This is a genomic window from Streptosporangium sp. G12, assembly GCF_052983175.1.
This window is the reverse complement of record NZ_JBRIQO010000003.1, coordinates 139219-154397: the sequence shown is the minus strand read 5'-3', so window position 1 is coordinate 154397 and position 15179 is coordinate 139219. Positions and strand designations below refer to the sequence as shown.

At 69.6% G+C, this 15179-nt stretch carries 10 protein-coding genes; 5 read left to right on the top strand and 5 right to left on the bottom strand.

Annotation, left to right across the window (positions count from 1 at the left end; all coding sequences use genetic code 11):
- Positions 1–186 precede the first annotated feature (186 nt).
- Positions 187–345: a hypothetical protein gene (locus tag ACVCAG_RS05785; RefSeq protein WP_362693074.1), complete on the bottom strand. Its 159-nt coding sequence runs from the start codon at positions 343–345 to the stop codon at positions 187–189.
- A gap of 201 nt (positions 346–546) precedes the next feature.
- Between ACVCAG_RS05785 and fxsT (ACVCAG_RS05780) the strand changes: the two genes are divergently transcribed.
- The gene (gene fxsT, locus ACVCAG_RS05780) at positions 547–3078 is read left to right on the top strand and encodes an FxSxx-COOH system tetratricopeptide repeat protein (protein ID WP_440082329.1); all 2532 of its coding nucleotides are present in this window, start codon (positions 547–549) and stop codon (positions 3076–3078) included.
- 29 nt (positions 3079–3107) lie between these two features.
- On the opposite strand, the gene ACVCAG_RS05775 is transcribed toward fxsT (ACVCAG_RS05780), so the two are convergent.
- Together ACVCAG_RS05775 and ACVCAG_RS05770 are read right to left on the bottom strand one after the other, a co-directional pair.
- The gene (locus ACVCAG_RS05775) at positions 3108–4427 is read right to left on the bottom strand and encodes an HEXXH motif domain-containing protein (protein WP_440082328.1); all 1320 of its coding nucleotides are present in this window, start codon (positions 4425–4427) and stop codon (positions 3108–3110) included.
- Positions 4424–5662, bottom strand: coding sequence for an FxsB family cyclophane-forming radical SAM/SPASM peptide maturase (locus tag ACVCAG_RS05770; RefSeq protein WP_440082327.1), 1239 nt, complete (start codon positions 5660–5662; stop codon positions 4424–4426). Before ACVCAG_RS05770 ends, ACVCAG_RS05775 begins: the two co-directional genes overlap by 4 nt.
- Before the next feature lie 201 nt (positions 5663–5863).
- On the opposite strand from ACVCAG_RS05770, the gene ACVCAG_RS05765 reads away from it, so the two are divergent.
- Positions 5864–8380 carry an FxsB family cyclophane-forming radical SAM/SPASM peptide maturase gene (locus tag ACVCAG_RS05765; RefSeq protein WP_440082326.1) on the top strand — a complete coding sequence of 839 codons (2517 nt, stop codon included), beginning with the start codon at positions 5864–5866 and terminating at the stop codon, positions 8378–8380.
- A gap of 61 nt (positions 8381–8441) precedes the next feature.
- On the opposite strand, the gene fxsT (ACVCAG_RS05760) is transcribed toward ACVCAG_RS05765, so the two are convergent.
- Entirely contained in the window at positions 8442–10976 is a 2535-nt protein-coding gene (fxsT, locus tag ACVCAG_RS05760) for an FxSxx-COOH system tetratricopeptide repeat protein (protein ID WP_440082324.1), read from the bottom strand.
- Positions 10977–11222: 246 nt separating this feature from the next.
- On the opposite strand from fxsT (ACVCAG_RS05760), the gene ACVCAG_RS05755 reads away from it, so the two are divergent.
- From ACVCAG_RS05755 to ACVCAG_RS05745, 3 genes are all read left to right on the top strand, one after another.
- Positions 11223–11399, top strand: a complete 177-nt coding sequence (locus ACVCAG_RS05755; protein ID WP_440082323.1) for a hypothetical protein — start codon at positions 11223–11225, stop codon at positions 11397–11399.
- 78 nt (positions 11400–11477) lie between these two features.
- Positions 11478–12374, top strand: a complete 897-nt coding sequence (locus ACVCAG_RS05750; RefSeq protein WP_440082322.1) for an SIR2 family protein — start codon at positions 11478–11480, stop codon at positions 12372–12374.
- A complete protein-coding gene (locus ACVCAG_RS05745; RefSeq protein ID WP_440082320.1) occupies positions 12371–14356 on the top strand; it encodes an nSTAND1 domain-containing NTPase in 1986 nt (661 codons plus the stop codon). The genes ACVCAG_RS05750 and ACVCAG_RS05745 overlap by 4 nt, the downstream gene beginning before the upstream one ends.
- Here the strand turns inward: ACVCAG_RS05745 and ACVCAG_RS05740 are convergent.
- The gene (locus ACVCAG_RS05740) at positions 14292–15134 is read right to left on the bottom strand and encodes a hypothetical protein (RefSeq protein ID WP_440082319.1); all 843 of its coding nucleotides are present in this window, start codon (positions 15132–15134) and stop codon (positions 14292–14294) included. The two genes, ACVCAG_RS05745 and ACVCAG_RS05740, sit on opposite strands and share 65 nt — an antisense overlap.
- Between the last annotated feature and the right edge of the window lie 45 nt (positions 15135–15179).

The window sequence follows — 15179 nt, the reverse complement described above, 5'->3', positions numbered from 1 at the left end:
GCAGGGCACCGCCTCACGGACAAGAGGTCCAATCAGGTCATGGACTCGATGCCGTACGACTCTATTGGCATGGTCAATCCCCCCCGCGCGGGAAGGCACCCCTCGTATCGCCGACGCGACCGGAGTGGACGAATGATTCACGACCACCTTTCTGCCGCAACCCGCGTGAAACGGCAAGGTGATTCCTCAGATCGAACTCGTGAATCCCGCCGTCGGCTCCGCCGTCTCCAGCAGCAGCGGCTCCAGCATCCTCCGCAGCCAGGCCTCGTCGACCTCCGTGAGCCTCTCCAGGGAGAGGCCCTCAAGGTCGACGAGACCGTCCGACCTTGAATTGTCATCGCGCATGCGTGCTCCCATTCGTGTCGCGTCGCATCCGGTCTGGCCCGGACCGAGATTGCGGATGTCCCAAAAGCGTAATGCGACACCGCTTCCGAAAATCACCGGGCCGTGTTTTTCCTCAATGTGATTCTGTAATACCCCACTCTTCGAATCAACCTTTAGGATGACCGTACGATCCCTTTGGCTAGAAAAAGGCGGAGGCCCGAGGTGGTGGAGCTTTCACACGCGGCGAACACGGTGCCGGAACGACAGCCCGAGGTCTGGGAGAAGGTGCCCCCCCGCAACAGGAACTTCACCGGGCGAGACGACATGCTCGTCAAGCTCCGCCAGGGCATCAGCACCGTCACCGCCGTCGTGCCCCAGCCCCAGGCGCTGCAGGGGTGGGGCGGTGTCGGCAAGACCCACCTGGCCATCGAGTACGCCCACCGCTACCGGTCGCACTACGACCTCGTCTGGTGGATCCCCTCCGACCAGCGCGTGCTGGTGCCGTCCGCGCTGGCGGCGATGGCGCCCCACCTGGGCCTGCCGCCGGCCTCGGCCACCGGCGTCGAGGAGGCCGCCGAGGCGGTGCGCAGGACGCTGCAGAGCGGCACCCCCTACCGGCGCTGGCTGCTGATCTTCGACAACGCCGAGGAACCGGGGCAGGTCCAGGAGTTCATCCCGCGCGGGCCGGGCCACGTCCTGATCACCTCGCGCAACCCCAAGTGGGAGGACCACTTCGAGACCCTCCAGGTCGACGTCTTCACCCGCGAGGAGAGCGTGGCGTTCCTGAAGAAGCGCCTGCGCCGGGAGGTCCCCGACGGCGACGCCTCGCGGCTGGCCGAGCAGCTCGGCGACCTTCCCCTGGCCCTGGAGCAGGCCGGCGCGCTGCAGTACGAGACCGGCATGTCGGTCGACGAGTACCTGGAGCAGCTCGACGAGCAGGCGAGCAGGCTGCTGGGGGCGAACAGGGCGCCGGGATACCCGTTGTCGATGACGGCGGCCTGGAAGGTGTCGGTGTCGCTTCTGGAGGATCGCCTCCCCGAGGCCATCACACTCCTGCGGTGCTGCGCCTTCTTCGGCCCCGAGCCCATTCCCCGCGACGTCTTCCGCAGGGGAAACAAGGCCGTCGTCCCCCGGCTCGGCAAGATCCTGTCCGATCCGATCCTGCTCGCCACGGCGCTGAGCGAGCTGAGGCGCTTCGCGCTGGCCAGGATCGAGCCCGCCACCCGCACCATCCAGGTCCACCGCCTGATCCAGGCCCTCCTGCGCGACGACCTGCCGGAGGAGGACCAGGCGGAGATCCGGCACGAGGTGCACGTGCTGCTGGCCGGCAGCGCCCCGAACGATCCCGACGAGAGCGCCAGGTGGCGCCGTTTCGAGGAGCTGGTCGCCCACGTCACCCCCTCCGGCCTGGAGGAGTGCACCGATCCCACCGTCAGGCAGTTCGCCCTCAACGTCACCCGTTATCTCTACATATCGGGCAACTACCAGTCGGCCCGCGCCTTCCTTGAGAGCTTCGCCAAGAGGTGGACCGAGGTCAGCGGGGCGAGGCATCCGGACGTGCTCGTCGCGCACAAGCACCTGGGCAACGTGCTGCGAGGACTCGGCCAGTACTCCGCAGCGTACGAGACCGACCACCGGACCCTCGACGACATGCGCGAGGTCTTCGGCCCCGGCCACGACGAGACGCTCCTGACGACCAACGGCTACGGGGCGTCCCTGCGGGCGCGCGGCGACTTCATCGCCGCCAGGAGACTGGACGAGGAGTCCCGGGCGGCCCACGTCGCCAGCCGGGGCGCCGACCATCCGTCCACCCTGCGCGTGCTCAACAACCTGGCCCTCGACTACGCCCTCACCAGCGACTACACGCAGGCGCGACGCCTGCACCAGGAGACGTACCTGGAGATGAGCGACGCGGTGGGGGGCATCGGCAGGACCATTCTGCTGCTGTCGTGGAACGGCCTGGCCAGGGCCGTGCGGCTCTGCGGCGACTACACCGAGGCGTGCGACCTGGGCGAGGAGGCCTACGCCTACGGCGTCCAGGAGCTGACACTCGACCATCACGCCACGCTGCTGACGGCGAAGGACCTGTCCATCGCCAAGCGGCGCTCGGGAGAGGTGGCCGAGGCGCTGGACCTCGCGCGCGACACGCACACCCGCCTGCAGCGGCTCTTCGGGGACGAGCACCCCGACACGATGGCGGCCGCGATCAACCTCTCCAACGCCCTGCGAACCGTCGGTGACCTCGACGAGGCGTTCGCGACGGCCGACAGGACGGTCGCCCTCTACCCCCGGGTGTTCGGCGAGGAGCACCCCTACAGCCTCGCCTGCGGCGGCAACCTGGCGATCCTGCATCGCCTGCGAGGCGATGTCGCGACGGCCAGACGCCTGAACGAGCGGGCGGTGAAGGGCCTGGTCGCCAAGGTCGGCCAGGAGCACCACTACCCGCTGACGTGCGCCATCAGCCTCCAGGCGGATCTCGCGGCGATGGGAGAGGCCGCCCAGGCGTGCGCGCTCGGCGGGGAGACGCTCGCCCGGCTGCGGGCCCTCTTCGGCGAGAACCACTTCCTGAGCCTGTCCTGCGCCAGCAACCTCGTCCTCGACCTGAGGGCCGCCGGCGAGAAGCGGGAGGCCGAGATCCTGCACGAGGACACGATGCGGCGGTACGAACGCCCGCTGGAGGCCGGCCACCCCGACGCGCTCCTCGCGAGCGAGGGCCGCCGCATCGACTGCGACTTCGACCCCCCGCCGATCTGACCGCCGATCCGCCCACCGATCCGCCCCGTCTAGTCCGCCCGGAACCGGGGGTTGCGCCTCTTCCACGCGTCGAGGTGGTGCTCCGCCTCGCGGAAGGCCTGGCTCTCCGCGGCGGCGTCCACCGGTTCCGCGGCGCACTCCTCCAGCGTCTTCCTCATCCGGGCCACGAACTCCTCCCCGCGCTCGTTCAGGCCCCCACCGGCCAGCAGCGTGCCGGTGACCGCGTAGGCGGCCCGTCTCCAGCGGGCGAGCTCCACCCGCGCCCGGAAGGCCTCCTCGTCCCGCTCGAACCGGTGCTGCCTCCGCCAGAACTCCGCCACCCCGAGATAGGCGTACGACCCCTGCAGCAGGCCGTAGACGGGGCGCGGGTCGTCCCGCCAGGGCGCGTAGTAGCGCCTGCCGTCGTCCGGCAGGGTCAGCGGGATCACCTCGGTCAGCGCGGTGAGCTTGGCGTGCTGGATCTCGTGCGCGAACGTGGCGGCGAGTCCCACGCCGTGCCACGGGTCCGACATGGCGATGGTCCCGAACGTCTCGCGCGAGGAGGCGCTGTTCTGTCCCCTCTCCGGCGCCTTGACGGGGGTGAGCACCGACACCGCGGAGCTCACCTCCTCCGCCACGGTCCCGTGGTGGGCGGCCAGGACACGCCATGCCTCCTGCGTGTGCGTCTCCCACGCGCGAAGCCGCTCGCGCCCCAGTCGCGGCTCCATGACATCCTCCGCCGACCACCGGTACGGGTCGAGGTCGTCGACGACCAGGTCGAATCCCGTGGTCACCCGGAGCGTGTGCAGCGCCTGCCAGCCGGGCCGGTCGCCGGAGGGGTGGACACGGACCGTCAGGCCGCAGGCGTCGAGTTCGGCACCGTCCCCGTCCGGCCTCACCGTGACGTCGGCCGCGTCTCCCGCGCCGCCGGGCAGGACGAGGCGCCCCAGGGACGGCAGCATGATCGCGCCGTCGCGGACGGGCAGCCGGACGCGGCAGGCGGTCCGCGCCCGCACCGCGGCCACCGCGGCCAGCGCGCCCAGTTGCGCGGGGTCATCGCGCGTGCCGTTCCCGCTCCTCAGGGACCGGTAGGTCCGCCACGCCCACGCCCCCACCGCCGGGTAGCGCAGCACGCGCTCGACCTCCTCGCCCGCCTCCCCCTCCAGGTCCGCCAGGAGGTCGTAGGCACGCGCCGCCAGGGCGGCGCCGGGGTGCCCCGCCGATCGCGCCTCGGTCGCGACACCGCGTACCAGCAGCCTGTTCTTGACGCGCTGGACCGCGCTCAGCTCGGCCACGGCCTCGGCTCCCCCCTCACCGGCCGCCAGCGTGAGAACCGTCGTGCCGGACACTCCCTGCGAACCGAGCCTCATCGACTTCCCTTCAGCCGGGCGACATCTCTCGCGAAGCTTGTACGAATGTGGGTGATCAGCCGGTAGAGGTCCGGACAGTAGACCGAGGGCCCCTTGAAACCAGCGGCCTCGCTGTACCTGTGCGCGTACAACCCGCCGCCGCAGACCGAACGGATGTCGCAGGCCAGGCAGACGGGAGCCAGCGCGAGCTCGCCGATCTGCCGGGCGGCCATGGCGGGGTGCCTGAGCGCGGCGTCGAAAGAGTCGCGGAGCAGATGCAGGCGCGTCGCGGCCGCCCCGTGGTAGCTGGACTTCAGGATGTCCGACTGCTCGATGCTGCCGTCGGTCTCCACGACGGCCATCCGGGCGGGAGAGAGTCCCACCGTCTCGCTGCGCGAGGCGCCTCCCGCCAGCAGGCGCATGATCTCGCGGAACAGCCGGATCTCCGTCTGGTCGGCGGCCGAGCCGTACCACCGGTCGAAGATCGGTATCAGCCAGTCGGCGTACGGCGTCGCCTCCGCCCCCGGGAGGCGGTACGGCGGCGGGGTCGACCAGTTGCCGTGCGGGAGCAGGAAGTCGACGGCCGGCGGGTCGAAGTCGAGGAGCGCCTCGTAGGTCGCCAGCGGATCGTTGCGGACGTCGATGGTGCACAGCAGGCCGCTGAACAGGTGGTGGAAGGGGCCGGTGGTCAGCCTGCGGAGCGAGTCCGCGACGATCGCGTGGCTTCCCCTGCCGTCCGCGTAGCGCCTGTGCCGGTCGTGGCCTTCGGCGTAGCCGTCCATGCTCACCCCGACGCGGATCTCCAGGCTGTCGAAGAGCCGCAGATAGGTCTCGTCCAGGCGCAGCCCGTTGGTCTGCACACCGACGCGGACGCGGGTCCCGACGTCGGCGGCGGCCCCCCTGATGGCGCGCACGGCGTGGGAGATGAGATCGGGTCCGGCCAGCAGGGGCTCTCCTCCGTGCAGGATGACCTCGACCTCGGCCAGTTCGTGGGCGAGAGCGTGCTCGGCGATGCGCCTGGCCGTGCAGTCGACGATCGCCTCCGACATGCGCCGCGGCTGGGCCCTCCAGGACTGGTCCGCCATCTCGTAGATGTAGCAGTGGCGGCAGGCGAGGTCACATCTGCTGTGGATCTTCAGGATGAACTGCCGGAAAGCCGCTGGCCGCCACCCCGAGTCCAGCAATTCCCCGACATCGAGCGTCGCGGGGAAGACGCTCTGGGGTGAGGGGATTATGGGGTCAGGTTTCTCAGGCAAACGTGGCACACCTCTCTTGCGCCATTCCCTATCTGGCATGAGTTTGCCCCAATAGTCAAGTTTCAGCCTCGATAATACGTACCCTTCCCCGACATGATCACTGGTTTTCCCCTCAGCCTGGAACGGCGACCGGCCATCATCTATCGTGTAAACATCTTTCGGGCGTCACATAACGTGGTCTCAACAGGGGGCTGATCAGCGATGCACGAGTGGCCGTCGACTCTCGATGTCGGAGAGCTGATGGCAGGTGGCTGGCGGCCGACTCCGTTCAGGCAGTTCATCCTGAAGATCCACAGCAGGTGCGATCTTGCTTGCAAATATTGCTACATGTACGAAATGGCTGACTCCTCGTGGCAGAGCCGACCGAAACAAATGTCACGGGAAATCTTCGCCGCCACAGCCGCGAGAATCGCCCAGCACGCCCACCGCCACAACCTGGCCGACGTGGAGCTCATCCTGCACGGGGGAGAGCCCCTGCTCGCCGGTCACGACGCGATCCGCGAACTCGTCACGCTGGTCCGCTCGGCGGTCGGCCCCGGCACCAGGACCGCGGTCGGCCTGCAGACGAACGGCACCCTGCTCGACCTGCCCTACCTGCGGCTCTTCGACGAGCTGGGCGTCCGGGTCGGGGTGAGCCTCGACGGCGACGAGACGATGCACGACCGCGGCCGCCGCCGCGCCAACGGCCAGGGAAGCCACGCCGACGTCCTGCGCGCCCTCGGCCTGCTGGGCTCCCCCGCCTTCAGGCACCTCTTCAACGGCCTGCTGTGCACCGTCGACCTCAGAAACGACCCGATCGGGGCCTACGAGGCGCTCCTCGACTTCGACCCGCCGGCCGTCGACTTCCTGCTCCCGCACGGCAACTGGTCGGCGCCGCCTCCGGGCCGGGCCCCGGACACCGAGGCGACGCCGTACGCCGACTGGCTGATCCCGGTCTTCGACCGGTGGTACGCCGCGCCGCGGCGGCCCACCCTGGTCCGGATGTTCGGCGAGATCATCCACCTGCTGCTCGGCGGTTCGTCGTCGAGCGAGCAGATCGGCCTGTCTCCGGCGGCCATGGTGGTCGTGGAGACGGACGGCGGCATCGAGCAGTCCGACTTCCTGAAGTCGGCCTACCAGGGGGCCCCGGAAACCGGGCTGCACGTGACGCGCGACTCCTTCGACGACGCCCTGCTGCTTCCCTCGATCGCCGCCCGCCAGATCGGCGAGCTGGCCCTCTCCCCCACCTGCCGGGCGTGCCCGGTGTCCCGGATCTGCGGTGGGGGCCTCTACGCCCACCGCTACCGCTCCGGTCACGGTTTCGCCAACCCCTCCGTCTACTCCCCCGACCTCCTCCGTCTCATCGGGCACATCAAGAAAACGGTCGAAGCCGACCTTTCGGCCCGATCGAAACGGCAGGGGAAGGGCACGATGCACCTACGTGAGCACCGGATCGCGGCCGGGACGTTCTCGGAACTCGCCGGCGGCGGTGGAGGCACCACCGCGGTCGCCGAACTCTCCGCGGCACAGCACAGCAAGCACGTCCTCCTCGTACGCGGGGTGCTGGAGACCGCACGGGCGAGTGGCCATCCCGACGGCGCCGCCACCCGCCGCGCCTACGACCTGCTCGCCACCGTCCAGCGCCGCCACCCCGAGATCGTCAACGCCGTCCTCCGTCACCCGTCAGTGGGCGCCTGGGCGCGCCGGACGGTCAAGATGCTCGACGCCGGCGACGGCGCCGCGGCTCCGGGACAGCTCGCGGCACTCGCCGCCGCCGCGGCCATCCGTTCGGGCACCACCTGTGAGATCGACGTGCCGGCGGTGGAAGGAGTGGTCACACTGCCGTCACTGGGCCAGGCGATCCTGCCGCCGACCGTCTCGGCGGTCACGGTCGAGTGCGCCGCCGACGACACCGAGATCGCGGCGGCCGGGACCATCGTCCGGATTCCCCGCGACCCACGCCGGGACGCCCCGGGGTGGAGGGGGCTGCGGTCGCTGTCCAGCGAGACGGACGGCATGTCGCTCCACCTGGTCATCGACGACCTCGACCCCTACCGGATGCCGGAGACGACCAACATCGGCGGGCGTCTCACCGAGGCCGAGACGGAGCAATGGCAGTCGACGCTGCACCAGGCCTGGGATCTGCTGGTGCGCCACCACCGGATCGTGGCCGAGGAGGTGGCCACGGCGATCACGGTTCTCACGCCGCTGACCGCGCCCGCCAGGGGCCAGTCGAGCTCGTCCTCGCGGGAGACCTTCGGCTGCGTGGCCCTGTCGACGCCGCCGGACGCCTCCACCCTCGCGATCACGCTGACCCACGAGACGCAGCACGCGAAGCTCTCTGCCCTACTCGACATCGTCCCCCTGACCCTGCCCGACGACGGCTCCCGCCACTACGCCCCCTGGCGCGAGGATCCCCGCCCCGTTCCGGGACTGCTCCAGGGGGCGTACGCCTTCCTGGGGGTGACCGGCTTCTGGAGGCGTCACCGTCACCTGGTGACGGGAGAGGAGGCCGTGCGTGCGGGCGCGGAATTCTTCCGGTGGCGCGAGGCGACGCGCCTGGTCACCGGCACCCTCCTCGGCAGCGGCCGGCTGACCTCCGAAGGCGAGGCCTTCACGGCCGGGATGGCACGGCGGCTCGACGACTGGTCGCGGGAGGGCGTGCCGGCCCGTGCCGAGACCCTGGGCCGCGAACGGGCCGACGAGCACCGCGCGCGCTGGCACGAACGCAACGGCTAGCCGGCGGGGAAGCCCTCCGCCTCGGGGGGGCAGGCGAAGTCTCAGGGGGCAGGCGGAAGTCTCAGAGCGCGGGCGGGTCGAAGTCGAAGTCGAGCCGCTCCCCTCTCAACGCCACCTTCACGTCGGGGTGTTCGTTGCCGAGCACCTGCCCGTAACGCTTGAAGGTGTCCTCCTCCAGCACGTCCGCCTTCTCGGAGACGCCCTCGGCGCGCAGGTCCACGACCAGGTTCGCGGCACAGGCGAGGGTCAGCGGGTGCGCCACCCCCAGAAGCTGCCGCAGCTGGGTCAGGGTGTCCTCGCCCAGTCGTCTGGCCTCGGCGGCGTCACCCTGTGCGGCGAGGTCGCTGGCGAGGTTGATCACGCAGGTGAGGGAGTAGTGGTGCTCCCTGCCCAGCTTGCGGTCGAAGCCGTCCAGGGATGCGCGATCAAGGCGTTTCGCCTCCTCGATCTCACCGTTGACGCGCAGCAGCAGGGCCAGGTTCATGTCGCATCCGTACTTGAAAGGATGATCGTCGCCGTACATCCGCGGATAGCGGTCCGTGGTGTCCCGCAGCAGTTCCAGCGCCTCGGCGACCTCCCCCCTGGTGCGCTGCGCGTTGGCCAGGCACAGGGCCGCCGCGAGCGTGTCGGGGTGGTCTCGGCCGAAGATGCGCTCCTCGCGGTCGAAGGTCCGCTGGGCGATCTCGAAGGCCTCGTCGACCAGACCTGCCCGGCGTTTGGCGATGGAGAGGTCCTTCGCCGCGCGCAGGGTCCAGGGATGGTCCGCGCCCAGCTCCCGGACACCGAACTCGTAGGCGTCCTCGCCGAGATCGCACGCCTCGAAGTAGTCGCCCCTGAGCCGGACGATGCGGGCGAGGCCGTTCCACGACACGAGGACGTCCTGCTTGCTCGACCTCGACTCCGGGAGGCTGTGCACGATGTACGCCTTCTCCTGCAGGACGCGCGCCTGGGCGTAGTCGCCGAGCAGCAGGTAGTCGATGGAGAGGTTGTTCATGGCGCGCAGTGTCCGGCGGTGCCCCGGCCCGAAGACGCTCTCGTGCCGGCGCAGCGACTCCTCGTCATGCTCCAACGCGGCGGCGAAGTCGCCTCGCGTTCGAAGATCGCCGCCATGGCTGTTGGTCAGCAGGAGGGTCTCCTGGTGATCCTCGCCGAGCAGGGCGCGCATGCGCGCGAGGGTGACCTGGTTGAGCTCGTACGAGGCCTGGTAGTCGCCGAGTTCGCGCAGGACGACGCCGAGATGGCGCTGCGCCGAGAGTACGTGCTGATCATCGTCGCCGCTGTCGGCCCGCCATCTCTCGATGAAACGGCGGACGAGGTCGCTGGCCAGCTGGTATCCCCCCGACGAGTAGAGGTAACGCACGATGTCAAGGGCGAAACCGCGAATCCGGGGATCGTCGCTCGTCTCCACCCTGGCGGGGATCACGTGGTCCAGCAGCTCCGCGTAGCGCGGCCAGAAGACGTTGTTGTCGGGGGAGGGCGGTGCCGCCGCGGCCAGCAGGACGTGCACCTCGCGGCGGAAGGCGACGTGCCTCTCCGCGCTCAGCTCACCGCGCAGGAGTGCCTGAACCAGCCGGTGCACCTGCATGGTCCGGCTCTCGGAGTCGATGCGCGCCAGGGCGTAACGCCCCAGCTCCCTGATCGCCTTGCTCAGCAGGATCGGATTGGCGAGCAGCCCGTGGAGGTGTGATTCGGCCGCGAAATCCTCGGGAAGGGCTCCGAACACGTCGCGGGGGATGGGCTCCGGCCCGAAGAACGCGCAGCACCGCAGGAGTTCCACCGCCTCGGGCAGCTTCGCCTCGAGTTGCGACACGGAGAGCGACCACGCGGCCGTCATGGAGAGCGGATAGTCGGAGGCCTTGTTCGCGTCGAGCAGCTGGGTGGTCTGCTCCTCGAGGAGCCGGAGATATTCCTCCATGGACATGCCCGTCTCGGCCTGGAGTGCCCCGGCCTGCTCCAGTGCCAGCGGGAGATCGCCCAGTTCCTCGGCCAGCCGGTTGGCGTCTTCGGGGCTGACCGTTCCCGGCAACCGCTTGCGGAGGAACGCCACGCTCTCGGCGCGGCTGAAGACGTCGACGGGAACCGTGTCCACCACTCCCTGCCAGGAATGGTTGCGCGAGGTGATCAGCACGTGTCCCGGGCCGCGGGGGACGATCTCGTTGATGTCCTCCGGCTGCTCGGCGTTATCGAAGATCAACAGCCATTTCGCGTACGGCTCCCCTCGCCGCAACGCGTCGAGCACGGCCACGGACGCGTCCTCGATCCCCGTCACCGCGGAGGAGGGCAGGCCCAGATGCGGCGCCAGGGCCGCCAGCGAGGACCGCACCAGCATGGGCTGGTCCGCCGGGATCCACCAGACCAGTTCGTACTCGTGGCGAAACCGGTAGGCGTACTCGATCGCGACATGGGTCTTGCCGACGCCGCCGAATCCGTGCAGCGCGTGGGGCACGACGGCGGTCACATCGGCCGTGACCCCGCTGTGCAGTTTTTCGAGCAGGTCCTCGCGACCGGTGAAGTTCTTGTTCTGCTGGGGCACCTTGCCCCAGATCTGGGGCTGGCGCCCCGGCATCCGGGAAATTCCCGACTGAGAAATGGACATGTCACGGTCTCCGCTCGCCCGATTCGAGTTCAGACTAGACGTTCGACGCGGCAAAGCGGATAAACGAAGGGGGCAGAGTCTCATGACGGCCTGCCGAACCTCTCATATTTCCCAAAACCCCCAGACACCCTCTCCGGAACCGCCCGTTACCAAGGGTGCCCGCTTGGGCATGAACACGACGAGGTGAACGAGCGGCAGGCAGGGAGAATCAAGGAGGATTCCCTCCAAGAGCACGAAGGAGACCGCATGGGCGAGGAAGTCACCCCGGCGACCGCTGATTTCGGCAATGGCCTGATCGATGTGACCGGGTTGTGTTTGGCCGACCTCGATCGGATTGGCCAGTCAAGCCTCGACTTCGCATTACGTCGAATAGTCGATGAGCTGGACGCGGGACCGGTGGCCGGATTCAACGCGACTATATGACAGCCTTGGTTTTGGCGCTTTCGCGTGCGACATTGGAGTACAAGCCAGACACTCTTTGTCAACAGCGATGGTGGAAACGTGGACGATGTCGACTGGGAACGTTTGATCGACCAGCTCGGCAGGGGTGACTGCGCCCCTTTTCTCGGAGCGGGAGCCTGTGCCGGCACCCTTCCCACCGGCACCGTCCTCAGCAACCGGTACGCCCTCCACTACGGCTATCCGTTCACCGACGCGGGCGACCTGGCCCGCGTGATGCAGTACGGCGAGGCCGTGGTGCGCGATCCGGTCGACCTCAAGGAGACGGTCTGCGGTCACCTGCGCTCGCACGGGCGGCCTCCCACGGGTGATCCCGGGGAGCCGCACCGGCTGCTGGCCGGTTTCCCGGTGACGACGTTCCTCACGACGAACTACGACGACTTCCTGGCCGAGGCGTTGCGGGCGGAGGGCAAGGAGCCCCACGTGGCCGTCTCCCCCTGGTGGGACACCGACCCGGCCGCGGCCCCCTTTCTGCCGGAGCCGACGGTGGAACGGCCCGTCGTCTACCATCTGCACGGAAACTGGGCGGAGCCCGCGTCGCTGGTACTGACCGAGGCCGACTACCTGACGTACCTCGTCAACATGGTGGACGCCGTCGCCACCGACGGGCGGCACCCGCTGCCGACCCCGATCCTGCGGGCGATGACCACCAGGCCGCTGTTGTTCGTGGGCTACAGCCTGCAGGACTGGACGTTCCGGGTGCTGTTTCACGGCCTGGTGCGCAACACACCCCGCAGCAACAAGCGGCGGCATGTGAGCGTGCAGCTCATGCCCGAGGTCAACGGGTCGGCGGGCGGCGCCAAGGCCGCCGAGGCCGCCGAGGACAAGGCCAGACGCTACATCACCCACTATCTCGACCGCTGGAACATCTCGATCTTCCTGGGGACCGCCTCGGAGTTCTGCGCGGAACTCCAGCGGAGAATGGGACGGATGCCATGACGACCCCGACGCGCGGCGGTGACGGGACCATCCGGCCGTACGTGGGGCTGCGCCCCTACGACCGGAGCGAGCACGCGCTGTTCTTCGGGCGGGAGCGCGAGGCCCGCGACATCGCCACCATCTGGCAGGCCACGGGCCTCACCGTGCTGTTCGGGGCGTCGGGGGTCGGCAAGACGTCCCTTCTCCACGCGGGTGTCCTGCCGCGCGTGGAGCCCGAGCGCGCCGACGTCCTGCCCGTCGCCCGCGTGTCGCCCCGCGGCATCACCGCACTGCGCCCGAGGGTGACCGGCAACCCCTACGTGCTGGCGCTGCTGTCGGCCTGGGCGCCGGACCGCCCGCTGCCCGCGCTGGCCGGGATGACGGTCTCGGACCTCCTGGCGGAACGCCCGGAACGCGTCGACAGGTACGGCGACCCCGTCCCCGTCCTGGTCGCCGTCGACCAGGCGGAGGAGCTGTTCGGCGGCCCGCTCGACCTGGAGGAGGAACGCCACGGGCTCCTGCGCCAGCTGGCGAGTGCGGTGGAGGACCACGACGGCCTCCACCTGCTGCTGTCGCTGCGCGAGGAGTATCTGGCCTCCGTCCTGCCGCACGAGCGCCCGCTGGGCCGGGGCTCGCGGGCGCGGTTCCAGCTGCTGCCGCTCACCCGCGCAGCGGCGCTCGACGCCACCACGAGGCCGCTCGAGGGCACCGGCCGGCTCTTCGCCCCCGGTGCCGCGGAACGGCTCGTCGACGACCTGCGCACCGTCCCGATCTCCAACGACGAGGGACAGACCACCACGCTGACCCTGAACACCGTCGAACCGGTCCAGCTGCAGGTCGTCTGCTCCGCGCTGTGGGAGTCGCTGCCCTCCGGCCTGCGGGAGATCAGCGTGGAGCACGTGAACCTGCACGTGAACGTCGACCGGTTCCTGACCGGCTTCTGCGATCGGATGCTCGCGCGCGTCTCGGCCGAGTCCGGCGTCACCTCGAGCGAGATCCGCTCCTGGTTGCGCAGGACCTTCGTCACCGAGCACGGGACGCGCAACACCGTCTACGAGGGCCTGCACGAGACGGCCGGCATGCCGAACGCCGTCGCCAAGGCGCTGGAGGACTCCCACATCCTGCGGGGCGAGCACCGGCTGGGAATCCGCTGGTACGAGCTGCAGCACGACCGCCTCATCGGCTCGGTGCGCCAGTCGCGGCACCCGGCGGCCTACCTCGACGACGCGAGGCTGGCCCTGGCCAGACAGGGCTGGGAGACGGCCCGCGGCCTCGCGGAGGAGGCCGTCCGCGCCTCGGGGAGCGGCGAGACCTGGGTGCGCGCCGAAGCCCTGCTGATCCTGGGAGAGGTGGCGTCGGCGGAAGGTGAGGCGGAGAGCGCGCTGAGCCGGTTCGAGGAGGCGGCCGGCATGTTCGCGACGCTCCAGCGGTTCAACGGGGTGGCCTCCGCGCTGACCGGGGAGGGACGGCTCTGGCTGTCGCAGGGACACCACGACAGGGCTGTCGAGCGGCTGCGCGCCGCCCTGTCCTGGGTTCCCAACGACCTGCCCGCGCATCTGGCGCTCGGGCAGGCCCTGTGGCACCTGGGACAGCCGCGCGCCGCCCTCGCCCTGCTCAACGGGGCCGTGGCGCTCGCGGACGAGCCCCCCGCCGAGGCGCTCGCGCTGCGCGGCGAGATCCTGGCCGACCTGGGAAAGGCCGCGGAGGCCCTGCGCGACCTGGACCTCGTCCGCAGGCACCAGCGGCCGTCCACGATCGCCGCCAGGGCGCTGGCCCTCGCCCTGGAGCGGCGGTTCGACGCCGCCCAGCAGGAGATCCTCGACGCGCTCGCCGACGGGTCCGACAGCGGTCCCGTCCTGGTGCGGGCCGCGCGCGTCCACGCCCTGCTGGGAGGGGCCGCGACGGCGGAGAGACTGGCCTCGCGGGCACTCGGCACGGTCACTCCTGGACTTCCGCCGCATCTGCGCAAGCAGGCCGAGGAGCTCCTGCGGAGAACGGCGTGACGTCGTCGCGCCTCGCCGCCTCCCACATGTGGTCGAACTGGTTCAGCCAGTAGGCGAACCAGCGCTCGTCGCGACCTCGGGTCAGCTCCAGGTGCATGCGCGAGGAGGTCGACGCGTTGTGATAGCCGTGGATCTCCACGATGACGCGGCCCCTGGGGGTTTCCGGGTCGACGAGCACGAGGCTGAATCCCGGGTTGTAGGAAAGCAGCCGGTATTCGAACTCGCCCGCCGTTTTCCATCCGCTCATCAGCCGGAGGCGTTCCATCGTGCTGTCCAGCGCGGCGGGGAGCCGTTGCACGGGAAACTCGATCGAATCGTCCAGCTGCTTCGCGGCCTGCCGCACGGCCACCTTCTCCAGGGGGTCGAGAATGACGATCCTGACATTTCCCCGTTCCCGCGCGAGCACCGTGTTGCGCATGAGCTCGCAGGTCTGCGCCGACAGCAGGTTTACCGCGGACGGCGCGAAAACGCGCACGTCGCGCGCCTGGGCGAGCAACGACGACAGCGGCACCACGTCGTACACGGAACGGTCGTGCAGAAGGCCGGCCGGCGACTCGGCCGGCTCCGCAGGCAGGGTGATCCGGTAGAGGAGCAATCCGACTCCGGAGAACAGGACCGCCCATCTGAGGTCGACGTCCAGCTTTTCAGCGAAGATCGAGAGAAAGGCGAAAGCGAAGAGGACGACCGTGAGAGCGTACGCGTCGATGTGCTGCCGAGCCTTGAGATCCCTGCCGATTCTTTGGAGCGAACGCACGCCGACCCCCAGCTCTTCGGGCACTGTCGAAATAGCTATGCATAGCTATGCCCATTGTCCGGGGTGGGA